Source organism: Pseudomonas sp. URMO17WK12:I12, assembly GCF_000514395.1.
Lineage (GTDB): Bacteria > Pseudomonadota > Gammaproteobacteria > Pseudomonadales > Pseudomonadaceae > Aquipseudomonas > Aquipseudomonas mucoides.
Genome location: NZ_KI911392.1, coordinates 535112 through 560635 on the forward strand (window position 1 = coordinate 535112; position 25524 = coordinate 560635).

Annotated in this window: 30 protein-coding genes; 11 read left to right on the top strand and 19 right to left on the bottom strand. The window is 60.6% G+C overall.

Annotated features, from left to right (window positions below; genetic code table 11):
* The first annotated feature begins 22 nt into the window (after positions 1-22).
* A complete protein-coding gene (locus tag D882_RS0129415; protein WP_027926535.1) occupies positions 23-346 on the top strand; it encodes a hypothetical protein in 324 nt (107 codons plus the stop codon).
* Between the two features lie 137 nt (positions 347-483).
* On the opposite strand, the gene D882_RS0129420 is transcribed toward D882_RS0129415, so the two are convergent.
* The 5 genes from D882_RS0129420 to D882_RS0129440 all read right to left on the bottom strand — a co-directional run bounded on the left by D882_RS0129420 (position 484) and on the right by D882_RS0129440 (position 5190).
* Entirely contained in the window at positions 484-735 is a 252-nt protein-coding gene (locus tag D882_RS0129420; RefSeq protein WP_007945532.1) for a YfhL family 4Fe-4S dicluster ferredoxin, read from the bottom strand.
* A gap of 102 nt (positions 736-837) precedes the next feature.
* Complete coding sequence (gene coaD / locus D882_RS0129425) at positions 838-1317, bottom strand: pantetheine-phosphate adenylyltransferase (RefSeq protein WP_007945531.1); 480 nt, start codon at positions 1315-1317, stop codon at positions 838-840.
* A gap of 115 nt (positions 1318-1432) precedes the next feature.
* Entirely contained in the window at positions 1433-3028 is a 1596-nt protein-coding gene (locus D882_RS0129430; protein ID WP_027926536.1) for a GMC family oxidoreductase, read from the bottom strand.
* Positions 3029-3185: 157 nt separating this feature from the next.
* Positions 3186-3731 (bottom strand): hypothetical protein, encoded by a 546-nt coding sequence (locus D882_RS0129435; RefSeq protein WP_027926537.1) that lies wholly within the window; start codon positions 3729-3731, stop codon positions 3186-3188.
* Between the two features lie 28 nt (positions 3732-3759).
* Complete coding sequence (locus D882_RS0129440) at positions 3760-5190, bottom strand: coniferyl aldehyde dehydrogenase (RefSeq protein ID WP_027926538.1); 1431 nt, start codon at positions 5188-5190, stop codon at positions 3760-3762.
* A 146-nt stretch (positions 5191-5336) separates the two neighbouring features.
* Between D882_RS0129440 and D882_RS0129445 the strand changes: the two genes are divergently transcribed.
* Both D882_RS0129445 and D882_RS0129450 read left to right on the top strand, forming a co-directional pair.
* Entirely contained in the window at positions 5337-6008 is a 672-nt protein-coding gene (locus D882_RS0129445; protein WP_027926539.1) for a TetR/AcrR family transcriptional regulator, read from the top strand.
* A gap of 33 nt (positions 6009-6041) precedes the next feature.
* Positions 6042-6896, top strand: coding sequence for a sulfurtransferase (locus D882_RS0129450; protein WP_027926540.1), 855 nt, complete (start codon positions 6042-6044; stop codon positions 6894-6896).
* Positions 6897-6946: 50 nt separating this feature from the next.
* On the opposite strand, the gene D882_RS0129455 is transcribed toward D882_RS0129450, so the two are convergent.
* Genes D882_RS0129455 through D882_RS0129475 form a run of 5 tightly spaced genes read right to left on the bottom strand, consistent with a single transcriptional unit; the run spans position 6947 to position 12284 of the window.
* Complete coding sequence (locus D882_RS0129455; RefSeq protein ID WP_027926541.1) at positions 6947-7777, bottom strand: AraC family transcriptional regulator; 831 nt, start codon at positions 7775-7777, stop codon at positions 6947-6949.
* 3 nt (positions 7778-7780) lie between these two features.
* Complete coding sequence (locus D882_RS0129460; RefSeq protein WP_027926542.1) at positions 7781-8779, bottom strand: hydrolase; 999 nt, start codon at positions 8777-8779, stop codon at positions 7781-7783.
* Positions 8780-8834: 55 nt separating this feature from the next.
* Positions 8835-9446, bottom strand: a complete 612-nt coding sequence (gene rsmD, locus D882_RS0129465) for a 16S rRNA (guanine(966)-N(2))-methyltransferase RsmD (protein WP_027926543.1) — start codon at positions 9444-9446, stop codon at positions 8835-8837.
* Complete coding sequence (locus D882_RS0129470) at positions 9446-10936, bottom strand: pitrilysin family protein (RefSeq protein ID WP_027926544.1); 1491 nt, start codon at positions 10934-10936, stop codon at positions 9446-9448. Before D882_RS0129470 ends, rsmD begins: the two co-directional genes overlap by 1 nt.
* Positions 10929-12284 carry a pitrilysin family protein gene (locus D882_RS0129475; protein ID WP_027926545.1) on the bottom strand — a complete coding sequence of 452 codons (1356 nt, stop codon included), beginning with the start codon at positions 12282-12284 and terminating at the stop codon, positions 10929-10931. Before D882_RS0129475 ends, D882_RS0129470 begins: the two co-directional genes overlap by 8 nt.
* Before the next feature lie 345 nt (positions 12285-12629).
* Here D882_RS0129475 and ftsY point away from each other — a divergent pair, with 345 nt between their 5' ends.
* The 4 genes from ftsY to rpoH all read left to right on the top strand — a co-directional run bounded on the left by ftsY (position 12630) and on the right by rpoH (position 16786).
* Entirely contained in the window at positions 12630-14132 is a 1503-nt protein-coding gene (gene ftsY / locus D882_RS0129480) for a signal recognition particle-docking protein FtsY (RefSeq protein ID WP_027926546.1), read from the top strand.
* Positions 14129-14800: a cell division ATP-binding protein FtsE gene (ftsE, locus tag D882_RS0129485; RefSeq protein ID WP_027926547.1), complete on the top strand. Its 672-nt coding sequence runs from the start codon at positions 14129-14131 to the stop codon at positions 14798-14800. The genes ftsY and ftsE overlap by 4 nt, the downstream gene beginning before the upstream one ends.
* Positions 14797-15819 (top strand): permease-like cell division protein FtsX, encoded by a 1023-nt coding sequence (gene ftsX / locus D882_RS0129490; RefSeq protein WP_027926548.1) that lies wholly within the window; start codon positions 14797-14799, stop codon positions 15817-15819. The genes ftsE and ftsX overlap by 4 nt, the downstream gene beginning before the upstream one ends.
* Positions 15820-15931: 112 nt before the next feature.
* Complete coding sequence (gene rpoH / locus D882_RS0129495) at positions 15932-16786, top strand: RNA polymerase sigma factor RpoH (RefSeq protein ID WP_007897890.1); 855 nt, start codon at positions 15932-15934, stop codon at positions 16784-16786.
* A gap of 125 nt (positions 16787-16911) precedes the next feature.
* Here rpoH and mtgA read toward each other — a convergent pair whose 3' ends face one another.
* Positions 16912-17634, bottom strand: coding sequence for a monofunctional biosynthetic peptidoglycan transglycosylase (gene mtgA / locus D882_RS0129500; RefSeq protein ID WP_027926549.1), 723 nt, complete (start codon positions 17632-17634; stop codon positions 16912-16914).
* A 74-nt stretch (positions 17635-17708) separates the two neighbouring features.
* Between mtgA and D882_RS0129505 the strand changes: the two genes are divergently transcribed.
* From D882_RS0129505 to trmB, 4 genes are all read left to right on the top strand, one after another.
* Entirely contained in the window at positions 17709-18080 is a 372-nt protein-coding gene (locus D882_RS0129505; protein ID WP_027926550.1) for a DUF423 domain-containing protein, read from the top strand.
* A 90-nt stretch (positions 18081-18170) separates the two neighbouring features.
* Positions 18171-18371, top strand: a complete 201-nt coding sequence (gene thiS / locus D882_RS0129510) for a sulfur carrier protein ThiS (RefSeq protein WP_007897898.1) — start codon at positions 18171-18173, stop codon at positions 18369-18371.
* A 60-nt stretch (positions 18372-18431) separates the two neighbouring features.
* Complete coding sequence (locus tag D882_RS0129515; protein WP_027926552.1) at positions 18432-19226, top strand: thiazole synthase; 795 nt, start codon at positions 18432-18434, stop codon at positions 19224-19226.
* 9 nt (positions 19227-19235) lie between these two features.
* A complete protein-coding gene (trmB, locus tag D882_RS0129520; RefSeq protein ID WP_027926553.1) occupies positions 19236-19961 on the top strand; it encodes a tRNA (guanosine(46)-N7)-methyltransferase TrmB in 726 nt (241 codons plus the stop codon).
* Positions 19962-20086: 125 nt separating this feature from the next.
* Here the strand turns inward: trmB and D882_RS0129525 are convergent, their stop codons facing one another.
* The 8 genes from D882_RS0129525 to D882_RS0129560 all read right to left on the bottom strand — a co-directional run bounded on the left by D882_RS0129525 (position 20087) and on the right by D882_RS0129560 (position 25522).
* Complete coding sequence (locus D882_RS0129525; RefSeq protein WP_027926554.1) at positions 20087-20410, bottom strand: DUF3392 domain-containing protein; 324 nt, start codon at positions 20408-20410, stop codon at positions 20087-20089.
* A gap of 22 nt (positions 20411-20432) precedes the next feature.
* Complete coding sequence (gene hemW, locus D882_RS0129530; protein ID WP_027926555.1) at positions 20433-21638, bottom strand: radical SAM family heme chaperone HemW; 1206 nt, start codon at positions 21636-21638, stop codon at positions 20433-20435.
* A complete protein-coding gene (rdgB, locus tag D882_RS0129535; RefSeq protein ID WP_027926556.1) occupies positions 21635-22231 on the bottom strand; it encodes an RdgB/HAM1 family non-canonical purine NTP pyrophosphatase in 597 nt (198 codons plus the stop codon). The genes hemW and rdgB overlap by 4 nt, the downstream gene beginning before the upstream one ends.
* Positions 22228-22662, bottom strand: a complete 435-nt coding sequence (locus D882_RS0129540) for a DUF4426 domain-containing protein (RefSeq protein WP_027926557.1) — start codon at positions 22660-22662, stop codon at positions 22228-22230. Before D882_RS0129540 ends, rdgB begins: the two co-directional genes overlap by 4 nt.
* A gap of 26 nt (positions 22663-22688) precedes the next feature.
* Positions 22689-23309 (bottom strand): methionine biosynthesis protein MetW, encoded by a 621-nt coding sequence (gene metW / locus D882_RS0129545; protein ID WP_027926558.1) that lies wholly within the window; start codon positions 23307-23309, stop codon positions 22689-22691.
* Positions 23310-23316: 7 nt separating this feature from the next.
* Complete coding sequence (locus D882_RS0129550; protein WP_027926559.1) at positions 23317-24456, bottom strand: homoserine O-acetyltransferase; 1140 nt, start codon at positions 24454-24456, stop codon at positions 23317-23319.
* A 182-nt stretch (positions 24457-24638) separates the two neighbouring features.
* Positions 24639-24935: a DUF167 domain-containing protein gene (locus tag D882_RS0129555; RefSeq protein WP_027926560.1), complete on the bottom strand. Its 297-nt coding sequence runs from the start codon at positions 24933-24935 to the stop codon at positions 24639-24641.
* Complete coding sequence (locus D882_RS0129560; RefSeq protein WP_027926561.1) at positions 24935-25522, bottom strand: YggT family protein; 588 nt, start codon at positions 25520-25522, stop codon at positions 24935-24937. The genes D882_RS0129555 and D882_RS0129560 overlap by 1 nt, the downstream gene beginning before the upstream one ends.
* Positions 25523-25524 lie beyond the last annotated feature (2 nt).

Here is a 25524-nt window from a genome sequence, read left to right on the forward strand (position 1 = left end):
TGCCTCGCATAAGGACCGTGCCATGAACCTGTTTCGAATCCTTGTCGTTGTCTGCCTGCTGGGCGCCAATGCCGGCGCGTTTGCGGCAGAGAGCGGCAGCGGCGACCCGCTCTACACCCTCCAGAATCCCCCGGCGTACGCCATGATCGGTGATTTGCTGATTGCCCGACCGTTGCTGGTCGTGGCGACGGTGATCGGTGCTGGCGTGTTTGTGGTGTCGTTGCCGTTTACCGCGCTGGGTGGCGGCGTTGGCGATGCGGGGCAGGCGTTGGTGGTTGACCCGGCGAAAGCGGCGTTTGTGCGGTGTCTGGGGTGTGTCGGCGAGGGGGTTGAGCAGCGGAAGTGAAGGTTACGTCTTTGGTGTGGCTGATGGCCTCATCGCGGGCAAGCCCGCTCCACATTGGTTTTGTGTACGACACGAAACACGGTGGGAGCAGGCTTGCCCGCGATGAGGCCCGAACAGGCTCTACAAAACTATCTGACTCAAGCCTTGCCGGTAATCTTCCGGTACTTCTCCATCAACTCGTCTTCAGTCTCCGGATGCGCTTCGTCCAGCGGAATGCAATCCACCGGGCACACTTGCTGGCACTGAGGTTCATCGTAGTGGCCGACACACTGCGTGCACAGGTTCGGGTCGATGACGTAGATCTCTTCGCCTTGGGAAATGGCGGCGTTCGGGCACTCGGGTTCGCAGACGTCGCAGTTGATGCAATCGTCGGTGATGATCAGGGACATGCTAACTCCAGCCAGGGCGACAGGCCCGGGCGCAATAAACCAATGCGCGCAATTGTGCCGCATTGGCGCCCGCAGTGCACGCGGGCGCCGCTTGAGCGGTCTTTACTTCTTGAAGCGCTCGGTGAGAGCGTCCGCCACCGCAGGGTGGACGAACTTGGTGATATCACCGCCCAGCGCCGCGATTTCACGGACCAGCGTTGAGGAAATGAACGAATAACGCTCGGAAGGCGTAAGAAACAGGCTCTCCACATCCGGCGCCAGCTGACGGTTCATGTTGGCCAGCTGGAATTCGTATTCGAAATCCGAGACCGCACGCAAACCACGCAGGAACACGTTGGCGTTCTTCTCTTTGGCGAAATGCGCGAGCAGCGTCGAGAAACCGACGACTTCAACGTTCGGCAGATGTTTAGTGACCTCGCGGGCCAGCTCCACACGCTGTTCCAGAGGAAACAACGGATTTTTCTTGGGGCTGGCGGCGACGGCAATGATCACATGATCGAACAGGCGCGCGGCGCGTTCGACCAAGTCGCCATGGCCCTTGGTAATAGGGTCGAAGGTACCTGGGTACAACACTCGGTTCATCGCGTCGTCCTGGCGGGAGTCCGTTGGGGAGTCGGATGGTATCGCAGCCTTCCCGGTCGGCCAAGTCGCCTGTTGGGTAAGAAAGCACTAAAGACGATACGAATATTCTCCCTTTTCATGGGTTTTTCAAACGTTCGGCCAGGGCAGTGGCCAGTTGTGCTGTCAGCCCGTACACCGACAATTGCGGGTTTGCGCCAATGCTGGTGGGAAACAGCGAGCCGTCATGGATCGACAGATTGCTCAGCTGGTGATGACGGCCGAGGCTGTCGGTCACGGCGTTTTTCGGGTCTTCGCCCATCGCACAACCACCCATCACGTGGGCGCTGCCCAGGCGTGTGCGATACAACTCAAGGCTCAAGCCATCAATCAGCGTGCGCGCTTCAGCCAGGGTTTTCACGTAGCGGGCATCGGCGTGCATCGGCATCACTGCATTGGCCCCCCCGGCAAACTGGATTTCGGCCATGCTGTGGAAGGCTCGGCGCAAACCGTCCCACGCGTAGGGCGAGACCTGATAGTCGAGCACCGGCGTATTGTCGCCGCGCAGTTCGACGCTGCCGCCGGGGCTGTCCGGGTGGAAACCGTCGCGCAACAACGCGAGCATGGCGTGGGTATGGGGCAGGTGCTCCATGTGCTGGGCGTTTTCCTTGCCGAAGCCGCCCAGCAGGGTCGTCGCCAGCGCCGGGTGCAGCGGCGGGACTTCGAGTTTGTAGGCCATCTTGCCGGTGGTGCCGTCTTGCCATTGGAAATGGTCGGAATAGATCGACTGTGGCGCGCCGTAGAACGGGTTGATCACCTCGTCGAACAGCCCGGCGGACATGTTCACCAAATGCAGGAACGTGCGCTTGCCCAGACGTTTGTGCGGATCCGGCGCATCAGAACGCAGGAGCAACGCGGGGCTGTTGATCCCGCCGCCGGCCAGTACGTAATGGCGCGCCTTGACCGTGATCGTGCGCCCGGTCGGCGCGACGCAACGGTCGTCCATCGCCACGCATTGCAGGCCAGTGACTTTGCCATCCTTGATCGACAGTTTTTCGGCGCGAGCCAGGTACAGAAGCTCGCCACCTTTCTCCAGCGTCGCCGGAATGGTCGTGACCAGCATCGATTGCTTGGCGTTGGTCGGACAGCCCATGCCGCAGTAGCCGAGGTTCCAGCAGCCGCGCACGTTGCGCGGGATGACGTGCCAGCTGTAGCCGAGTTTTTCACAGCCTTTGCGGATCACGTCGTTGTTGGCGTTGGGCGGCACCCTCCACGGCGCCACGCCGAGGCGTTGTTCCATTTTCTCGAACCACGGTGCCATGTCGGCAGGCGAGTGACCTTTAACATCGTGTTCGCTGGCCCAGTGTTCGAGTGTCGGAGTAGGCGTGCGAAAGCTCGAAGTCCAGTTGATCAGCGTGGTGCCGCCTACTGCGCGGCCCTGGAGGATGGTGATTGCGCCATCCTTGCTCATGCGCCCGATGCCTTCCTGATAGAGGCTGGTGTAAGCCTGGTCTTCGAGCATCTTGAAGTCGCTGCTGGTCTTGAGCGGGCCTTCTTCGATCAGCAGCACTTTGTAGCCGGCCGCGCTGAGGATTTCCGCCGTGGTGCCGCCGCCGGCACCGCTGCCGATGATCGCGACGTCCGCTTCGAGGGTCAGGTCTTGGGTCAATTGCGCGCCGTTGTAGGTTTTCCAGCCACGGGACAGGCCTTCTCGGAACGGGTCGGGTACAGGCATTCTCAGGTTCTCTTGTTGTTTTTATTGGCGGTGATGAGGCGGCTGACGCCTTCGCGGGTAAGCCCGGCTCCCACAAGGTTTTGGGTTGTTCACAAAAGGATGGCTCGCCTCAAGCCCTGTGGGAGCGTGGCTTGCCCGCGATGGCGTCGACTCGGTCTCAAACCGTAGGCGGCCCGGGATACCCACAATGCACCCAAGACTCCGCCCGGGTGTACCACGCCATCATCACCAGTTGCTGCAGCGAGCTATGGCCCATGCGCAACAGGCTCAACGAACTGTTTTCCCAGCGATCGAGAAAGTGCCGGATCTCATCAGCACTGGCATTTTCCCAACTGCCCCAGATCCCGGTCAGCGGTCCGCGCGTCACGGCCATCCCCAGCACATCGAACAGTTGCTGGGTCAGCTTGAGCATTTCCGGCGACAGGTGATTCAGGCTGTTATCCAGGCTGTGCAAGGTCTGGTCGACCGATGCCGGCATTTTCTCGGCAGCGACCGCACCCTCGAGCATCACCGGAGTCAGTGCGCGCAAAAACAGCAGGTCGCCGCTGCGCAGGATCACGAAGCCGTTCGCTGCGGTGCTCGACGAGCAGCCGCTGAGGCTTGCGCCCAACCCGGCGGTGGCCAGGAAGGCGCTGGCGCCGAGGCTGAATTTCAGCAGGCCGCGCCGTGACAGCGCGGGTGTATCGGACAGGCTTGGGCTCATTATTGTTGTTACCCGGTGGTGGTGAGCGTTAGCGGATGAACAGCTTCTGGATCAGTTTCTGAATGGATTTTCCGTACGGCGGGTAGATCAGCTTCGCAGCATTGAAGCGCTGCTTGATCAACACCCCTTTGGCCTTGCTGAAGGTCAGGAAGCCTTCATGGCCGTGGTAATGGCCCATGCCCGACGCACCGATGCCACCGAATGGCATGTCGTCCTGAGCGACGTGCAGCAGCGTGTCGTTGAGGCAGACACCGCCGGAGTGGGTTTCGTGGAGCACGCGGTTCTGTTCGCGTTTGTCGTAGCCGAAGTAGTACAGCGCCAATGGGCGAGGGCGTTGGTTGATGTAGGCAAAGGCCTCATCCAGATGCTTGTACGGCACGATCGGCAGCAGCGGGCCGAAAATTTCGTCCTGCATCACGGTCATATCGTCGGTGACGTCAAGCAGCAGGCTGTGGCTCATGCGTCGGCCCTGACCCTGGTCGAACAGCGGAATCAACTGTGCCCCTTTGCTCGTGGCATCGCTGATGTAGCCGTTGAGACGCGCCAGTTGCCGCTCGTTGATGATGGCGGTGTAGTCAGGGTTGTCAGCCAGCGTCGGATAAAACCCGCGAACCACCTGACGATAGGCTTCGACGAAACCATCGATACGGTCTTCGGGCACCAACACGTAGTCCGGAGCCACGCAGGTTTGCCCGGCGTTCAGGGTTTTACCGAAGGCGATGCGTTCGGCGGCGTCTTTCAGCGGCACGTCATGGGACACGATGGCTGGGGACTTGCCGCCGAGTTCGAGGGTTACCGGGGTGAGGTTCTCGGCCGCCGCACGCATCACGTGTTTGCCGATGCTGGTGGCGCCGGTGAACAGCAAGTGATCGAAACGCAGGCGGGAGAACGCGACACCGACATCGGATTCGCCCAACACCACGCACACCAGGTCTTCAGGAAAGACCCGGGCGAGCAATTCCTTGAGCAGCAAACCGGTGGCCGGGGTCGATTCGCTGAGTTTGAGCATCACCCGATTGCCGGCCGACAGCGCGCCCACCAATGGACCGATGGCCAGGTACAGCGGGTAGTTCCAAGGCACGATCACGCCGACCACGCCCAACGGTTGGTAAACGACTTTGGCCGCCGCCGGTTGAAAAGCGATGCCCACCTTGCGCCGCGAGGCCTTCATCCAGCCTTTGAGGTGCTGGCTGGCGTAATGAATGCCGTGCAGGCTGGGCATCAGTTCGGCGAGCAGGGTTTCATCGGCGCTGCGGTGACTGAAGTCCTGGCTGATCGCCTCGATCAGTGCCTGGCGCTCGCTGCTCAATAGATCGCGCAAGGCTTTGAGCCATTGCTGGCGCTGGGCGGCCGGCGGCATCGGGTTGGCGGCGTAGGCGGCGCGTTGGGCGTCGAACAGGGCCTGCATTGCTTCCAGAGGCTGATTCAAGTTCTGAAGGTAGGCGATGTCAGCAGTCATTGTCGGCTCCGGATTTATTGTAATGAGTGACTTTTTAGAGTCTATGCTCTAGAAAGTCAAATGGCATCCTGGAACAGCTTTGTTTTATCCACTCGCGGATAGGTCGTAAGATGCCTGTCATCGCACTCTGAATTAAAGCTCAAGCCATGGCCCCTCGGATCAAAACCAGCGAGCGCATCGTGCAGAACAGCCTGGAGCTGTTCAATCAGCAGGGTGAGCGCAGCATCAGCACCAACCACATTGCTGCCCACATGGAAATTTCACCGGGCAACCTGTACTACCACTTCCCCAACAAGCAGGCGATCATCGCCGTGTTGTTCAGTGAGTACGAAAGCCTGGTGGACAGCTTCCTGCGCCCGCCTCAGGGGCGTGCGTCGACGGTGGACGACAAGCGCTTCTACCTTCAGGAGCTGCTGGCGGCGATGTGGCGCTACCGGTTTTTGCATCGCGATCTTGAGCACTTGCTCGACAGCGATCCGGAATTGGCTGCCCGTTACCGACGGTTTTCCCAGCGCTGCCTGATCCATGGCACGCACATCTACGCGGGTTTCGTCGAGGCCGGCATCCTGCAAATGGATAAGGTCCAGATCGAGTCCCTGACGCTGAACGCGTGGATCATCCTGACGTCCTGGGTGCGGTTCCTGTGCACCACGCGGGAAAACTCCAATCACCTGAGTGAACAAGCCATTAAACGAGGTGTGTATCAGGTGTTGGTGCTTGAAGCCGGTTTCGTCACGGATCAGGCGCGTGATGCGGTCAATGCGCTGTACGAAGAGTTTTACGTGCCGTTGGCCCAAGCCCTTGAAGAAGTGCAGTAGGATCGAACACCGACTTAGTCACAGGAGCCCGCTATGCCCATTGCGCAACTGATCAGCCCGCAAGCACTGGACCTGAAAAAGGACCAGCCGGGGTTGGTGATTCTCGATTGTCGTTTTGCCCTCGAAGACCCGGATTACGGCCAGCGTAGTTATGCCGAAGGGCACATCGCCGGTTCGAAGTTTGCCGATCTCGAGCGTGATTTGAGCGGGACGGTGGTCAAGGGCGTGACCGGGCGTCATCCGCTGCCTGAAGCGGATGACTTGATCGAGCGCTTGCAAGCCTGGGGCATCAACGCCGACAGCGAAGTGGTTTTGTACGATGACGGCCCCGGTGCTTTTGCGGCGCGGGCCTGGTGGTTGCTGGCATGGCTGGGCAAGCGTGACGGCGTGTTCATTCTGGATGGCGGGCTCAAGGCCTGGCATGCGGCGGGTTTGCCGCTGAGTCTGGATGCGTGCGACACCAAACGGGGCACCTTCAGCGGGACGCCGGATAACGCGTTGATCCTCAGTGCTGAACAGCTTCAGAAACGCCTCGGTCAACCCGCGCTGACGTTACTGGATGCTCGTGCCTTGCCGCGTTTCAAAGGTGAAGTGGAGCCGATTGATCCGATTGCCGGACACATTCCGGGGGCGCAATGTGCGGCGTTTACCGACAACCTCGGCGGCGATGGGCGATTTTTACCGGCTGATGAGCTCAAGCAGCGTTTTGCCGAGAAACTGGGGGATCGTTCGCCGACCGATCTGGTGGCGTACTGCGGTTCCGGGGTGACGGCTTGCCATAACCTGTTTGCACTGTGCCTGGCGGGTTATCCGTTGGGGGCGTTGTATGCCGGGTCGTGGAGCGAGTGGATCAACGATCCCGCACACGGCATCGCCATCGGCGAATAACCCCGAATCCCTGTGGGAGCAAGCTCGCTCCCACAGGGGTATCAGGCGATTCAAAACAGTCGGGCACTTCGATACGCCCCCGGTCCCACCCCGTAAACCTGCTTGAACTGCCGGCTCAGGTGACTCTGGTCGGCAAACCCCAATTGCGTGGCCACTTCCAGCGGCAAACAACCGTTCTGCAACAGCGCCCGGGCCTGGGCGATGCGTTGTTGCATCAGCCAGGTGTGCGGCGGCATGCCGGTGGCTCGGCGAAACACCCGGGCAAAGTGAAAAGGCGAAAGATTCACCGCCGCCGCCAGCTCTTCAAGAGACGGTGGCGCCGCCAATTGCGCATGCAGCAATTCCTTGGCCCGTGTCACGGCGCGGTGCTCCTTGCCGGGTTGGCCGGCAATCGGCACGGCCGCGTGTCGTTGCAGCAACGACAACATCATTTCCCGCCAGACCGTTTGCTGTTGCAGTGCCGTGGACGGACTTTCCAGCAAACGATGCAGTTGGCAAAAACCCTTCACCAGGTCCGGGTCGCGGTACAGCGTGGCGCCAAACATGGGCAAGTGATGGGTCGGCAATTCCAGTTCGGCCAGCAACGACAGTAACTGCCCGCTGTCGGGATAAAACGCCCGGTACAGCCAACCATCCTCGGTGCCTTTGTGGCCTGTATGCAGTTCATCCGGATTGATCAACACCAAGGTGCCGCTGCCAGCCAGGTGTTCGACGCCGCGATAGCGATAGCGCTGGGCACCGGCCATGATCATGCCGATCACATAACCATCGTGCACATGGGGTGCGAAGCGGTGTTCGATATAGCGCGCGGACAGTAACTCGACCCCGGCCAGCGGCGCGGTTTGCCAGAAGCGGATCGACTCGCCCTGATCGACGTCCATCGGCTACATGCGCCCCACGTCGGCCAGCCACTGCGGGATACGCCGTTCCAGGTAATAACCCGGTTGCCGGAACGAGCCATCGACGAAGCCGACATGCCCGCCCTTGGTTTGTAATTCCAGTTGCGTGCAGGCCGACAATTCGTCGGCCTGCGGCAGGCTGTGGGGGAAGACGAAGGGATCGTCGGCCGCCTGAATGATCAGGGTCGGTGTGCGAATCTCCCCAAGAAAATAACGGCTCGAGGCGCGACGGTAGTAATCCTCGGCATCGATAAAACCATTCAACGGCGCCGTGACCCGGCCATCGAAGTCCCAGAAGGTGCGCATGTTCTCCAGCGAACCCAGTGCCGCCAACGCCGCGAGGCCATCTTCGCGTCCGTCATGCTGGAACTGGCGTTGTTTGTTCTTGATGTAGGCGAGCATCTCGCGCATGAAATGCGCCTGATAGACCCTGGAAAAACCTTGGCCGATACGATCCGCGCACTGGTCGAGGCGAAACGGCACCGACACCGCCACCGCGCCGGTCACGCCGCTGTCACTGCCGGACTCGCCCAAGTGCTTGAGCAAGACGTTGCCGCCCAGGGAATAACCCACCACGTACAGCGGCGCCAACGGACGTTTGGCCCGTAGGTGCCGGATGGTTTCGGCGAGGTCTTCACTGGCGCCGGAATGGTAACTGCGCGCCAACAGATTCGGCTCGCCCGAACAGCCGCGCCAGTTCAACGCGACACTGGCCCAGCCTTGGGTGGCGAGGGCCTTTTGCACGCCGGCCACATACGGTGAATTCGACGAACCGGTCAGCCCGTGCAACACCAGCACCAGAGGCGCTGTCGCGCTGTGTGGGCCGTGCCAGTCGAGGTCGAGAAAGTCGCCGTCTTCGAGCCACAAGCGTTCGCGCTCGCGTTCGATGTGCGTGGTTTTGCGCCAAAGCGGTCCCCACAAGGTTTGCAAGTGCGGATTGCCCAGGCCCAAGGCGGGGGTGAAGCGGTCTGGCGGATGGGACACGATTGCTCTCGATGCAGCGGTGCGCAACGGGTGCGCATCTTTTCAGGCCGGTCGATTAACCGGCGATCTCTGCCATACGTTGCCACAACGCGTAGTAAACCCGCCCGGATTTCTGCTCACGGTGCAGGCGCCAGTTGCCTGGCAAACCAAGGGACGACGGCGCGTTTTCGCTTTCAGTGTAGATCCAGGCCTCGTCGGCCAGCCACTGACGCTCTTCCAGCAGCGTGCAGACGCCCGGCAGCAGGTTCTGGTTGAACGGTGGGTCGAGGAACACCAGGTCGTACGCCGTGGCGGTCTGAGTTTCCAGGTAGCGCAGGGCGTCGGCGGTCTGAATCTGGCCCGTGGTGCAACGCAGTGTGCCCAGATGCTCCTTGATGCTGGCGACCGCGATGTTGCTGGCATCCAGCGCTTGGCCCATGGCCGCGCCACGGGACAGGGCTTCGAGGAACAGTGCGCCGCTGCCGGCGAACGGGTCCAGCACCTTGGCGCCCGCGACATACGGCGCGAGCCAGTTGAACAGGGTTTCACGCACCCGGTCCGGGGTCGGGCGCAGGCCTGGGGCATCGGGGAAGCTCAGCTTTCGGCTGCCCCATTCGCCGCCGATGATGCGCAGTTGATTCACGCCGTTATGGACGTTGTGAACAGGTTTTTTAGGACGCGTGGCCATTAATGCTCCGGAACCCCGAGCGGCTGCTCGGCAGGTTTATCAGATGGGGCCGGTAACGGCTTTTGTGGCACGGTCGGGCCAGCGCTGACGATGACCATTTTGTCCGTGCTCAAGTGTTTGTTCAGTGCGGTCTTGACCTGGTCGACGGTCAGGCTCTGGGACTCACGCATGAAGTCATCCAGATAATTGAGCGGCAGGTTGTAAAAACCCATGGCGCCCAACTGGCCGACGATATCGGCGTTGCTGGCGGTGGACAGCGGGAAGCTGCCGGCCAGTTCACGCTTGGCGTCATCGAGTTCTTTCTGCGTTGGGCCGGTTTTAAGGTAGTCGGCCAGCACGTCCTGCACCAGTTTCAGCGTGCCTTCGCTCATCTCGGCGCGGGTCTGCAGGTTGATCATGAACGGGCCACGCGCCTGCATCGGGGTGAAGCCCGAGTACACGCCGTAGGCCAGGCCGCGTTTTTCCCGCACTTCGCTCATCAGACGGGTGCCGAAACCACCGCCGCCAAGGATCTGGTTGCCCATGGACAGTGCGGCGTAGTCCGGATCTTCACGGTCGATGCCCAGTTGGGCGAGCATCAGGTTGGTTTGCTTGGACGGAAACTCGATGTGGCCGACGCTGGCTTTCGGTTCCTGCGGCTGTGCAATTTTCGCCAGCGCCGGGCCTTTTGGCAGTGCACTGGAGACTTGCGCAGCAATCGCTTCGGCCTCGGCGCGGGACAAGTCGCCGACCAGCGCAATTACCACGTTGCCGGCGGCGTAGGCTTTCTCATGGAACGCTTTGAGCTGCGCCAAGGTGATCGCAGGAACGGTTTTCGCCGTGCCATCGCTGGAGTGCGCGTAAGGGTGATCGCCGTACAAACGGTTCATCAACTCCAGGCTCGCCAGTTTGCCGGGGTTCTGTTTCTGGTATTCGAAACCGGCGAGCATCTGGTTCTTGATGCGCGCGAAGGAGTCGGCGGGGAAGGTTGGTTTGCCGATCACTTCGGAAAACAGCTTCAGGGCGGGTTCGCGTTTGTCCTTGGCGCTGAGGCTGCGCAAGGAAGCCAGAGCCATGTCCTTGAACGCGCCGTTGCCGAAGTCAGCGCCCAGGCCTTCGAAGCCCTGAGCGATGGCGCCGACATCTTTGCCGGCCACGCCTTCGTTAAGCATCGCGTTGGTCAGCAAGGCCAGGCCCGGTGCATTGCCGTCCTGGCTGCTGCCGGCGGCGAAAATCAGGCGCATGTCGAACATCGGCAGCTCACGGGCTTCGACGAACATCACCTTGGCGCCTTCTGCGGTGTTCCAGGTCTGTACGTCGAGCGTGCGGTGGCTTGGCGCCTTGCCGTCGAGTTCAGTCAGCGATTGCAGTTTCTGGCTGGATTTGGCTTTGTCCAGAGCCTCGCTGGCGTTGGACTCATCGGTTCTGGACAAGTAGAAAGCCGCGGAGCCGATCAGGGCGACAGTGATCAGACCGATCAGGGCCAGGCGTGGTTTTTTACGCTCACTCATGAGTCGTCTCCAGTGGCAGGACATGGGCGACGCTGAGACGTTCGCGGGTGAAATACAGCTTGGCGGCGTTCTGGATGTCTTGCGGGGTCACGCTTTCCAGGTCGCTGAGTTCGGTGTCCATCAGCTTCCAGGACAGGCCGACGGTTTCGAGTTGGCCGATGGACGTGGCCTGGCTGGTGATCGAATCACGCTCAAAGACCAGACCGGCAATCACTTGAGCTCGCACGCGCTCCAGCTCTTCGGCCGACGGCGCAGTGGTTTTCAGTTGTTCAAGCAGCTTCCACAGGCCGGCTTCGGCCTGGGCCATGGTTTTCTTTTTCTGCGTGTTCGGTGTGGCCGACAAGGTGAACAGGCTGTCGCCGCGGGTATAGGCGTCGTAACTCGACGAACCGCCGGACACCAGCTCTTCGCCGCGTTCCAGCTGCGCCGGAATGCGACCGCTGTAGCCGCCGTCGAGCAGGGCCGAGATCAGGCGCAAGGCATTTACCGAGCGTTTGTCTTCGGCGGTCGCGATGCTGGGCACGTTGAAGCCCAGCATCAGACTCGGCAATTGGGTTTGCACGTGCAGGGTGATCTGGCGCTCGCCTGGCTCGGCCAGTTCCAGCGGGATTTTCGCCGGGGGCACGTCGCGCTTGGCGATAGGACCGAAGTAACGCTGGGCCAGGGCTTTGACCTCGTCCGGGGTTACGTCACCGACCACCACCAGCGTGGCATTGTTCGGCACGTACCAGGATTGGTACCAGTGACGCAGCTCTTCGACTTTCATGCGGTCCAGGTCGGCCATCCAGCCGATGGTCGGCGTGTGGTATCCGCTGGCCGGGTAAGCCATCGCCTTGAAGCGTTCGTAGGCCTTGGACATCGGTTTGTCGTCGGTGCGCAGGCGACGTTCTTCCTTGATGACTTCGATCTCGCGAGTGAACTCGTCAGCCGGCAGGCGCAGGCTGGCCATGCGGTCGGCTTCCAGTTCGAAGGCCACGCCCAGGCGGTCGCGGGCCAGCACCTGGTAGTAGGCGGTGAAATCGTCGCTGGTGAACGCGTTCTCTTCGGCGCCGAGGTCACGCAGGATCAGCGAGGCTTCGCCGGGGCCGACTTTCTCACTGCCCTTGAACATCATGTGTTCCAGCGCATGGGAAAGACCGGTCTGCCCCGGTGTTTCGTAGCTGGAGCCGACCTTGTACCAGACCTGGGACACCACCACCGGCGCACGATGGTCTTCGCGCACGATAACTTTCAAGCCGTTATCGAGGGTGAATTCGTGGGTGGGTTGTGGATCGGCAGCCAAGGCTGACAGTGGCAGACAAACTGTGCTGAGCAGCAGGCCTGCAGCGCGGCGGGCTAGAGCATTCATTCGTTTTTTAAACCTGTTGGGCTGCCCGCTTGGTCTTAGCGTCAGCGGGCGAGAGGGTGCTAGGATAACGGTCCGTTTTACTGGCGGCCACGCCTATCAGGCCTTTGATCGGTTTGCAGGTTGTTTGGGTTCGCGGCGCAAGCTATGAGTTTGACAGCTAAACTCTGCGTTTTCGCCGACGATGCCGTTCCAGTCCTTCGTATTAGTCGACCTTTGGGGTGCGGTTTGCACCTCGACAAAATGTTGCGCGTGAACAAGCTGGATCAATCGCAGTCTGTTCTGCATCGAATATTTATTTGCCGAGGCGCCCTTTGGCGCGTCGCTACCGTGAGATAGCCGTCCTCCATGTTTGGTTCCAACGACGACAAGAAAGCCCCAGCTGCGGCTGGCGAGAAGAAAAGCCTGTTCGGATGGCTGCGCAAAAAGCCGCAGGAACCCGCCGTCGAACAGCCACAGCCACTTTCTGAGCCCACGCCGGCGCCGGTAATAGAAGAAGAGCTCGCGCCGATTGTCTTGCCGATCGCCGAGCCGGTGTTGCAACCGGTGGTCGAGCCGGATCACGTTGCCGAAGCCGTTGCACAACCCACCCAGACCCCGATTGCCGAGCCCTGGCTGACGCTGCCGGTGGCCGAAGAGCCGGTTGCCCTCGTTGAAGACGAGTTGGCACCGCACGTTACGCCGCCGATTCCAGCCCCGACCGCGTTTGTGCCTGAGCCAGTTCAGGCTCCGGTGGTTGAACCGGTTGTGGCGCCAGTGGTTGTGGCCGAGCCTGAACCGGTGGTTGCAGAGCCTGTGGTTCCTGCTTTCGTTGCTCCGGTTGCTCCGGTTGCTCCGGTTGCTCCGGTTGCTCAAGCACCTGCACCCGTCGTCGCGCCCGTCGAAACGTCCGTCGAGCCGCCGCGTACTGAAGAATCCAAAGCCGGTTTCTTCGCCCGCCTCAAGCAAGGCCTGTCCAAGACCAGCGCCAGCATCGGCGAAGGGATGGCCAGCTTGTTTCTGGGCAGAAAGGCCATCGATGACGAACTGCTCGAAGACCTCGAAACCCGCCTGCTGACCGCCGACGTTGGCGTTGAGGCCACCTCGGTGATCATCCAGCGCCTGACCCAAAAGGTCGCGCGCAAGGAACTGGCCGATTCCGATGCCCTGTATAAATCTCTGCAAGCCGAACTGGCCGCCATGCTCAAGCCGGTCGAGCAACCGCTGAAAATCACCTCGCAGAACAAGCCGTTCGTGATTCTGGTGGTGGGCGTCAACGGCGCCGGCAAGACCACCACCATCGGCAAACTGGCGAAGAAACTGCAGCTCGAAGGCAAGAAAGTCATGCTCGCGGCCGGTGACACCTTCCGTGCTGCAGCGGTCGAGCAATTGCAGGTCTGGGGTGAGCGCAACAAGATTCCGGTCATCGCCCAGCACACGGGCGCCGACTCGGCTTCGGTTATCTTCGATGCCGTGCAAGCCGCCAAGGCCCGTGGCATTGATGTGCTGATCGCCGACACCGCCGGTCGTCTGCACACCAAAGACAATTTGATGGAAGAACTGAAGAAGGTTCGCCGGGTGATCAGCAAGCTCGACGCCGATGCGCCGCACGAAGTGCTGTTGGTGCTCGATGCCGGCACCGGCCAGAACGCGATCAGCCAGGCCAAGCAATTCAACCAGACCGTCGAACTGACCGGCCTGGCGCTGACCAAGCTCGACGGCACCGCCAAGGGTGGGGTGATTTTTGCCCTGGCCAAGCAGTTTGGCCTGCCGATTCGCTACATCGGCGTCGGGGAAGGCATCGACGATTTGCGTACTTTTGAAGCAGAACCCTTTGTCCAGGCACTGTTTGCCGAGCGGGAGCGTTCATGATTCGTTTCGAACAGGTCGGTAAACGCTACCCGAACGGTCACGTCGGCTTGCATGAGCTGAGCTTTCGAGTCCGTCGGGGCGAATTCTTGTTTGTGACCGGCCACTCTGGCGCCGGTAAAAGCACCTTGTTGCGCCTGCTGCTGGCGATGGAACGTCCGACCACCGGCAAATTGCTGCTGGCCGGCCAGGACCTCGCCACCATCAGCAACGCGCAGATTCCTTACCTGCGCCGGCAGATCGGCGTGGTGTTCCAGAATCACCAGCTGCTGTTCGATCGGACGGTGTTCAACAACGTCGCGCTGCCCTTGCAGATCCTGGGTCTGTCGAAGGCCGAGATCGTCAAGCGCGTGGATTCGGCCCTGGAGCGCGTGGCGCTCTCGGACAAAACCGATTTGTACCCGGGCGACTTGTCCACCGGTCAGCAACAGCGCGTCGGCATCGCCCGCGCCATCGTTCACCGCCCGGCCTTGCTGCTGGCGGACGAACCGACCGGTAACCTCGACCCGCGACTGGCCGCCGAAATCATGGGCGTGTTCGAAGACATCAATCGCTTGGGCACCAGTGTGCTGATCGCCAGTCACGACCTGGCGCTGATCGCCCGTATGCGTCACCGCATGTTGACGCTGCAGCGTGGCCGATTGATCGGCGACGGGGAGGCGGGCGAATGAGTGCGACACGCAGCCCCAAAGTTTCCGAACGGGTAGCCCCGAAGGCCGCCGATCCGCAACCGCAGAAGAAAAAACGCGACGATGACGACGGTCCGGACTTTGCAACGTTGTTCCGTGCCTGGGTTGAAAGTCACCGCGCGAGCCTGCTCGACAGTTTGCGTCGCTTGGGCAAACAGCCGATTGGCAGCTTTTTCACCTGCATGGTGATGGCCGTTGCGCTGAGTTTGCCGATGGGCCTGTCACTTTTGCTAAGTAACGTCGAGCGTCTGGGCGGATCCTGGCAGCGTGCTGCGCAGATTTCCCTGTACCTGCAACTGGAAGCCAGTCCAGAACAGGGTGAGGCGCTGCGTGACCAGATCAAAGGCATGCCGGGCGTAGCTGATGCTGAATATGTCGGTCGTGACCAGGCGCTGGAGGAGTTTCAGCAGCAGTCCGGTTTGGGCGAAGCGCTGAAGGAATTGCCGGAAAACCCGCTGCCGGGCGTGGTCCTGGTGACGCCGAACGAAGTCGACAAGCCCGCGCTTGAAGCATTAAGACAAAAACTATCCGAGCTGCCGAAGGTACAACAGGCGCAACTTGATCTAGTCTGGGTCGAGCGTCTGGCAGCGATCCTCAAGCTGGGCGACCGTTTTGTCTTCGGTCTGACCGTGCTTCTGGTTTCTGCATTACTTTTGGTGATAGGCAATACCATTCGTCTTCATATTGAAAACCGCCGCACAGAGATAGAAGTGATTAAACTCGTCGGTGGCACTGACAGCTATGTGCGCAGGCCCTTTCTCTATATGGGCGCGTTGTATGGCTTCGGTGCGGGGATGCTGTCTTGGGGCGTGCTGGCGTTTGGCCTGAACTGGCTGAACGACGCTGTGGTTGGACTGGCCGGTTTGTACGGCAGTGATTTCGCGCTGGCCGGAGTGCCAGTTGCCGACGGTCTGTCTCTCTTGCTTGGTGCAGTGCTGTTGGGGTATATCGGTGCATGGATTGCAGTCGCACGCCACCTGAGGGAGCTTGCGCCTAAGTAGTATCATTTTGCTCGTATTGACCTTTCAGCGTTTATGGGAACTTGTCTTTCGGTTTCCGGTCAATTTTCGCAGTGCTGAACTGCACGAGTTTGTAAGTCGGAGGTTTTGTCGTATGACCAATTCTTTGCAACCTGCATATGCTCTGGTCCCGGGTGCGAACCTGGAGGCCTATGTGCACACCGTGAACAGCATTCCATTGCTGACGCCGGAGCAGGAGCGTGAACTGGCCGAGAGTCTCTATTATGAGCAGGATTTGGGGGCGGCTCGGCAGATGGTGCTCGCCCACCTGCGTTTTGTCGTACATATCGCCCGTAGCTATTCCGGCTACGGTCTGGCTCAGGCTGACCTGATCCAGGAAGGCAACGTCGGCCTGATGAAGGCCGTGAAGCGCTTCAACCCGGAAATGGGTGTGCGTCTGGTGTCGTTCGCCGTGCACTGGATCAAGGCGGAAATCCACGAGTTCATCCTGCGCAACTGGCGTATTGTGAAAGTCGCGACCACCAAGGCCCAGCGCAAACTGTTCTTCAACCTGCGCAGCCAGAAGAAACGCCTGGCGTGGCTGAACAACGAGGAAGTCCACCGTGTGGCGGAAAGCCTTGGTGTAGAGCCTCGGGAAGTGCGCGAGATGGAAAGTCGCCTGACCGGCCACGACATGGCCTTCGACCCGGCCGCAGAAGCGGACGACGACAGTGCTTTCCAGTCGCCAGCCAACTATCTGGAAGACCACCGGTATGACCCGGCCCGTCAACTGGAAGACGCCGACTGGAGCGACAACTCCAACCACAACCTGCACGAAGCGCTGGAAGTGCTGGACGACCGCAGCCGTGACATCCTTTATCAGCGCTGGTTGGCTGAAGAGAAAGCCACGCTGCACGACCTGGCGCAGAAGTACAACGTGTCGGCCGAGCGCATCCGTCAGCTTGAGAAAAGCGCGATGAACAAGCTCAAGCTGTCGATCGCGGCATAACCTGCGAACCGGCAATAAAAAACGCCCCGATCATTGATCGGGGCGTTTTTGTTTGGGTCCGGTTTTCTGCTTCACCTCAGCCTCCTACAGAAGAGGGCTTTGAGTGTTCAGAAGAATGTGTTCGGCTACTGGGCCCAAGGCGCCCGCCGTGAATCATTGAGGCCCAACAGATAACTGTCACCCCCCAACTGACTCATCTGCTGCCGAATCCACCCGGCCCGTCGTGCGACGTAGTTGGTCGGATGGCTCGCACTCCACACTCTTGGGTTGGGCAACACGGCAGCCAACAAGCTCGATTGCTGGCGGCTCAGGCTTTTAGCGCTCACGCCAAAGTGATGCCGTGCCGCAGCCTCTGCTCCAAACACCCCGTCATCCCACTCGACGCTGTTGAGGTACACCTCAAGAATCCGCTGCTTGGGCCAGAACACCTCAATCAATCCGGTGAACCAGGCTTCCAGACCCTTACGCAGCCAACTGCGCCCCGACCATAAAAAAAGGTTCTTCGACACCTGCTGGCTCAGGGTGCTGGCGCCGCGAATCGAGCCGCCCAACTCGTTATGAGCCAGTGCCGCCTGAATCGCCCCGAAGTCAAAACCCCAGTGCTCCGGGAATTTCTGATCCTCACCAGCAATCACCGCGACTTTCAGGTCGTCGGAGATTTCATCCCACGGCTTCCAGGTCCGTTGCAGGTCGATCGGCTCGCCGTCGAACCAGGATTCGATCTTGCGTTCGACCATCAGCGCGGTTCCCGGCGGCGGCACCACGCGAAAGATCAGCACCAGCAAGACGCTGCCGCCCGCGAACCAGAGCACGGCCTTAGTGAATCGTCGTAAAAATATACGCAGCATAGAGATGGCTTGGCCGAACCCGTTGAGCGGGCCATTATACAGACCCTGTTGATCGAGTCTGACTGGAGTTCTTCATGCTGCGTGGCTTTTTGATGCTGGCCGCTTTCTTTGGCTTCACGGGCGTTGCCCTCGGCGCGTTCGCCGCGCATGGCCTGAAAAACCGTCTGACCCCCGAGTATCTGGCGATTTTCCATACCGGCGTCACCTATCAACTGGTGCACACCCTGGCGTTGCTGGGCGTAGCGCTGCTGGCCACGCAGATTCCCGGGCGTTTGGTTACGTGGGCCGGGGCCTCGTTTGTCATCGGCATCCTGCTGTTTTCCGGCAGCCTGTACCTGCTGACCCTGACCGGTATCAGCAAGCTCGGAATCATTACGCCGTTCGGCGGGCTCGCATTCCTGGTGGGCTGGGCGTGCCTGGGGCTTGCCGCCTGGCGGTTGAGCTGACCGGGTGGTCCATTTCATGACGAATGGCTTGGGTCGCCAAGACTGATCGGGCTAGAATGCCAGCCCCTAAAAATGATGGCGGCTTCCGGCATGCGCATTCAGTTGAACGGCGAATCCCTTGAACTGCCCGACGGTGAAACCGTTGCGGCCCTGCTGACCCGTCTGGAACTGACCGGACGTCGGGTGGCGGTCGAACTCAATCTGGATATCGTCCCGCGCAGTCAGCACGCTGAAACCACACTGAACGACGGCGATTCCGTCGAAGTGGTTCATGCCATCGGCGGCGGCTAGCCGCCCGGCCCGCAAGGGCACAGAATTCTGCAAGAACCTCACCCCAACAGAGGATTTCCCATGAGCATCGTTCGTAGCGACAAGCCCTTCGTCCTGGCCGGTCGTACTTACCAGTCGCGTTTGCTGGTAGGCACCGGCAAGTACCGCGACATGGAAGAAACCCGCCTGGCCATCGAAGCCTCGGGCGCCGAGATCGTCACCTTCGCCGTGCGCCGTACCAACCTCGGCCAGAACCCGGGCGAACCGAACCTGCTCGAAGTCCTGTCGCCGGATCGCTACACCTTCCTGCCGAACACTGCGGGTTGCTTCGACGCTACCGAGGCCGTGCGCACCTGTCGCCTGGCCCGTGAGTTGCTCGGCGGCCACAACCTGGTGAAGCTGGAAGTGCTGGCCGACCAGAAAACCCTGTTCCCCAACGTGATCGAAACCCTCAAGGCCGCCGAAGTGCTGGTCAAGGAAGGTTTCGACGTGATGGTCTACACCAGCGATGACCCGATCATTGCCCGTCAACTGGCGGAAATCGGCGTTATCGCAGTGATGCCGCTGGCCGGTCTGATCGGCACGGGCCTGGGGATCTGCAATCCGTACAACCTGCAGATCATCCTCGAAGAAGCCAAGATTCCTGTGCTGGTGGATGCGGGTGTCGGCACCGCGTCCGACGCCACCATCGCCATGGAACTGGGTTGCGAAGCGGTGCTGATGAACTCGGCCATCGCCCACGCCCAGCAACCGGTCATGATGGCTGAAGCCATGAAACACGCCATCGTTGCAGGTCGCCTGGCCTACCTCGCCGGCCGCATGCCGAAAAAACTCTATGCCAGCGCCTCCTCGCCGCTGGATGGTCTGATCAAGTAAGAGCCATTGATGACTGAATCAAACGAAACGCCTGTCCAGCCGGAAGAAGGCGAAGAGCGCCAACACCGCCGCATCAAGAGCTTTGTGATGCGCGCCGGGCGCATGACCGAAGGCCAGCAAAAAGGTCTGGAGCAGGGCACGCCACTGTTCGTCCTGCCTTTGGCTGACTCGCCGGTGGACTTCGATAAGGTGTTCGGCCGTTCGGCGCCGCGCTCGCTGGAAATCGGTTTTGGCATGGGCCATTCGCTGCTGGAAATGGCCGCGGCCTCGCCGGAACAGGATTTCATTGGTGTGGAAGTTCACCGTCCGGGTGTTGGCGCGCTGCTCAATGGCGTTCTGACGCAGGGCCTGACCAACCTGCGGGTCTACGATTGCGACGCGATTGAAGTGCTCAACCGTTGCATCGCCGACAACAGCCTCGACCGTCTGATGCTGTTTTTCCCAGACCCGTGGCACAAGAGCCGTCACCACAAGCGCCGTATCGTTCAGGCATCGTTCGCTGAACTGGTGCGCAGCAAGTTGAAGGTCGGCGGTGTGCTGCACATGGCCACCGACTGGGAACCGTACGCCGAGTACATGCTGGAAGTGATGAGCGTCGCGCCGGGTTATCGCAACCTCGCCGAAGACGGCAAGTGCGTACCGCGCCCGACCGAACGCCCAATCACCAAGTTCGAACGCCGCGGCGAACGGCTTGGACATGGCGTGTGGGACCTGAAGTTCGAAAAACAGTCCTGAACTGTAAAACTGTAGGAGCCAAGCTTGCTCGCGATGAGGCCCTGACATTCAACATTTATGCTGACTGTTAAACCGCCATCGCGAGCAAGCTCGGCTCCTACAGTTGTTTTGGGTGTGACCAAAGATCAGCGGCGGTCGGCGACTACACCGATCAGCACCAGCACCACCAACAACACCGGCGCCAGGCTGTAGTTGTTGAACTGGCTCAGGCCGCGCACGACCCACGGCGTGGCGTAGATCAGCGCGGCGCCGCTGCCGATCATGCACAACAGGGCCATCAGCGGGACGCGCAAGGCACCGGCGATGCTACCCAGGCGTTGCTCGACCCAGGTTTTGAAATCCGAACCGAACAGCACCAGCAAGCAGCCCACCAAGGCCAGGGCAATTTCCGACAGGTTACTGCGGCTCCAGCGGGACACGGTGGCGAGCAGGTCGAGTATCAAATCCATTCGTTTTCCCTTAAGGCTGAAATCAGCTCAGAAATGTCTGCAGCAAGTCATTGAGAAACAGCTGTCCGCGCTCGGTGGCCGCCAGACGTGACGGTTCGACCTGCAACAAGCCACTTTGTTCGGCGACCCGGCGGCCTTCGGCGAGGCTTTCCAGGGACATCCCGGTGCGCTCCGGATACAGCCGCGATTCGACGCCCTCGGTCAGGCGCAGCGCGTTCATCAGGAACTCGAACGGCATCTCATCATGGGTCAGCGCTTTCTCGCCGGCCTTGAAGCTTTTCGCCGGGTTGAGGTAATCCTTGGGCAGGCGGGTCTTCCAGGTGCGCACGATGCGCCCGTCCGGATGACTGAGCTTGCCGTGGGCGCCAGCGCCGATGCCGATGAAGTCGCCGAAACTCCAGTAATTGAGGTTATGCCGCGCCGGGCGACCCGGTTGCGCATAGGCCGAGACTTCGTATTGCGCGTAACCGTGTTCAGCAAGCAGCGCCTGACCCGCTTCCTGAATGTCCCACAACGTGTCGTCTTCGGGCAGCGTCGGCGGCTGATTCCAGAACACCGTGTTCGGCTCCAGCGTCAGCTGATACCAGGACAGATGAGTCGGTTTCAGGGCGATGGCTGTACGCAGGTCGTTCAGGGCATCTTCCAGCGACTGATCGGGCAAACCGTGCATCAAGTCCAGGTTGAAGTTATCAAACCCGGCCTGACGGGCCATGCCGGCGGCACGCACCGCTTCGTCACCGTTGTGAATCCGCCCCAGCGCCTTGAGTTTCTCTTCCTGAAAGCTCTGGATGCCGATCGACAGGCGATTGATGCCCAGTGCGCGGTAGGCGACGAATTTCTCTTGCTCGAACGTCCCCGGATTGGCTTCCAGGGTGATTTCGATGTCACTGGCAAACGGAATCCGTTGCTCGACGCCTTTGAGCAAGCGGCCCAAGGCCTCGGCGCTGAACAGGCTAGGCGTGCCACCGCCAAAGAAGATCGAGCTCAGCTCACGGCCGTATACCGCGTGCAGGTCCTGATCGAGGTCAGTGAGCAAGGCGTCGACGTACTCTTCTTCCGGCAGCACCGGGCTGGCGGTGTGGGAGTTGAAGTCGCAATAAGGGCATTTGCGCACACACCACGGGATGTGGATGTACAGCGCCAGAGGCGGCAGCACGGGCAGCGCTGCCCGTGGCGATTGGGCGTCGCCGCCGAAGATCAGCGGTGACGCGGATGAGTCGTGGGTCATTTCAGTCCCAGACGCTGGCGCAGCAGATCCATTGCACGGGCGCGGTGGCTGATCCGGTTCTTGTCGCTCGGGCTCAGTTCGGCGCTGGAGCAATCGCGCTCCGGGACCCAGAACAGCGGGTCGTAACCAAACCCGTGCTCGCCACTGGCGGCCGTCAGGATCCGCCCGTGCCACAGGCCTTCGCAGAGGATCGGCAATGGATCATCGGCGTGGCGAACCAGCGCGAGGACGCAGACGAACTGCGCGCCGCGTTCGGCTTGCGGCACGTCTTTCAAGGCGTCGAGCAGTTTGGCGTTGTTCGCCGCATCGCCCTTGCCGTCAGCATAACGAGCCGAATAGATACCCGGCGCACCGCCTAGGAAATCCACCGCCAGCCCGGAATCGTCAGCCAGCGCCGGCAAACCGGAAATGCGTGCGGCGTTGCGGGCCTTGAGAATGGCGTTCTCGACGAACGACAGGCCGGTTTCTTCAGGCTCGACGCTGCTGAACTCGCCGATCGAGCGCAATTGCACCGAGTCGCCGAGCATGGCCTGGAGTTCCTTGAGTTTGCCGGCGTTATGGCTGGCCAGTACGAGTTGCGTGAAATTGATCATTCGCCGGGGAAAAGCTCTTGGTTGAAATTGATGGTGTTGATTTTGTCGCCGTTCTGCACCTTGATCTCGAAGGTGCGGATTTCCTGCTGGTCCACCGGGTATTGGGCGATGTAGTAGATCGCGCCCTGTTCGGTGATCTGTTTGAAGTTCAACGGCACGCTCTGGCTGGTCAGGTCTTTGACCGAGCCGGTCACTGAAGCTACCAGCGGCTTGCCGTCCTTGATCACGGACACATTGATCACGCCCTGATTCTTGCTGCGAACCAGCTCCGCCGCTTTGGCGATGTCCGGGGTGAGGTACGTGGAGTTGAAGGTGTTGTAGTGCACCGTCACGTCGCCGAAGGTTTCCTGGCGTTCGCCCTTGATGACGTCAGCGGCCATGGCAGTGATACTCAGGCAGGCAGTAAGTACAAACAGCGCTAGACGACCCATGTTCTTTCTCCTTGGAATGTCGTGGTTCAGACCGCGACCTTGTGATCCTGCAGCCCGGGGCTGCTGACGCGGTAAATACCGATCTCACCTAACAGATTAGGCCATAGCTTACTGGCCCACCCGTGCCGATGCTGTTGATCCACGGCAAGCCGATCAATGACCTTGGCTTCACGTTCGCGACACAACGCCTCAAAGTCTTCAAAAGTGCAGAAGTGGATGTTCGGCGTGTTGTACCAGGTGTACGGCAGAAACTCGGAAACCGGCATCCGGCCCTTGCTCGCCAGGTACCAGCGGCAGCGCCAGTGACCGAAGTTGGGGAAGGTGATGATGCACTGGCGGCCGACCCGCAGCATTTCGTCGAGGATCTTGTCCGGGTAATGCACAGCTTGCAGCGCCTGGGTCATGACCACGATGTCGAAGCTGTTGCTGGCAAAGTTGCCAAGGCCCTTGTCCAGGTCCTGCTCGATGACGTTGATGCCCTTGGCCACGCACTCGGCGATGTTGTCCGGGTCGTTTTCCAGGCCGTAACCGGTGACTTGCTTGTTGTCGCGCAGCCAGGTCAGCAGTTCGCCATCACCGCAGCCGAGGTCGAGCACGCGACTGCCAGCGGGGATCCATTCCTGGATGATTTCCAGATCAGCTCTCATGGCTTTCTCACAACTTGATTCGGTTCATGTAGTTGCTGAACGCCTGCAAATAACGCGGGATCGGAATCAGGAAGGCGTCGTGGCCTTGCGGAGCGTCGATCTCGAGGTAGCAGACGTCTTTCTTGGCCGCCATCAGCGCATCCACCAGTTCCCGCGAGCGGGCAGGGGAGAAGCGCCAGTCCGTGGTGAAGGACATCACGCAGAACTTGGCCTGGGCGTTGGCGAAAGTTTTCGCCAGGTCATCGTCGAAGTTCGCTGCCGGGTCGAAGTAGTCCAGCGCCTTGGTCATCAGCAGGTAGGTGTTGGCGTCGAAACGCCCGGAGAACTCTTCACCCTGATAACGCAGGTAGCTTTCGACCTGGAACTCGACGCTGTGGAAGTCATAGTTGAGCTTCTCACTCTTGAGGCCACGACCGAATTTTTCACCCATGGAATCGTCGGACAGGTAAGTGATGTGCCCGACCATCCGCGCCAGCATCAAGCCGCGCTTGGGGATCACGCCCGCTTCCTGAAACGAGCCGCCGTGGAAATCGGGGTCGGTGAGGATGGCCTGGCGTGCCACTTCATTGAAGGCGATGTTCTGCGCCGACAGCTTGGGTGCCGAGGCGATGGCCAGGCAGTGGCGAATGCGTTCCGGGTAGGTAATGCTCCATTGCATCGCCTGCATGCCGCCGAGGCTGCCGCCAATCACCGCCGCCCATTGGCTGATGCCGATACGGTCGGCCAGTCGCGCCTGGCTGTGCACCCAGTCTTCCACGGTCAGCACCGGGAAATCGGCGCCAAACGGCTTGCCGGTTTCCGGATTGATGCTGCTCGGGCCCGTGGAACCGTTGCAACCGCCGAGGTTGTTCAGGCTGACCACGAAGAATTTGGTGGTGTCGATCGGCTTGCCGGGACCGATGCAGCTGTCCCACCAACCGGGTTTACGGTCGTCGGCGCTGTGAAAACCGGCAGCGTGATGGTGACCGGACAACGCATGGCAAATCAGCACGGCGTTGCTCGCCGTGGCATTCAGCGTGCCGTAGGTTTCGTAGATCAGGTCATAGGCTGGAAGCGAACGCCCGCAGGCCAGGGCCAGGGGGTCGCTGAAGTGCGCCACTTGCGGCGTCACCAGACCAACAGAATCGGGGGGAAAGGCAGTTGGCATCGACCCTGCTCTCGTTGAAATGAGGCGTAAGTCTAAAGACCGGTGGGGTTAGCGGCAAGCAAAGGGCTGAGCTGATTTTCCCTGTCAGACCGAGGCACGGCCATCGCGGGCAAGCCACGCTCCCACAATGGAATGCGATCCCCTGTGGGAGCGTGGCTTGCCCGCGATGAACGATGACGCGGTCAGTCCGCCGGACGCACCAGATCAGGCAACTCCGGCAGTTTCTTCGGCGAACAAATCCGCACCCGTTTCTGCCGGTTCAACTCACCGCTGATCAAACTGACCTGGCTCTTGGACACACCAAACGCCTTGGCCAAAAACGCCATCAGATACGCATTGGCCTTGCCTTCAACCGGCGGCGCGGTCAGGCGGATCTTCAGGCGATCGCCGTGCAGCCCGCAGAAATCATCGCTGCGGGCCGCCGGTTGCAGGTGACACTCCAGAATCAGGTCGTCACCTTCCCAGCGAAAGTAGCTCATCAGATCAGGCCGAGCAGCCCCTGCGGCATGAAGGCAAAGTACGCCAGGCGCGGGATCAGCCAGCTTTGCAGCAGTTGGATCACGATGAAGGCGAAGATCGGCGAGATGTCGAGACCGCCCAGGTTCGGGATGATCCGGCGGAACGGCGCGAGCACCGGTTCAGTAATCTGCGCGACCAGCTCGGCGCCAGGGTTATGGCTGCCCGGGGCGACCCAGGACAGGATGACGCTGATGATCATGGCGTAGAACAGTATGTTCAAAAACAGCGAGAACAGCGCAATCAGGGCCCATGGCACCAACAGCAGCCAGTCGACCATGAAGCCTTTGAGCGCGAGGATGACGGCGATCAGCAGCATCTGGATGATCAGCGCCAGCACCAGCGACGACATATCGAGCCCGAACATGCTCGGGATCACCCGACGCAGCGGCTTGAGCAGCGGTTGCGTGGCCTTGACGATGAACTGGCAGAGCGGGTTGTAGAAGTTCGCCCGAACCAGTTGCAGGATGAAACGCATCAGTACGATCAGCAGGTACAGGCTGCCAAGGGTTTTAATGATGAAAATGGCAGCGTCATTGAGTCCGAGCATCG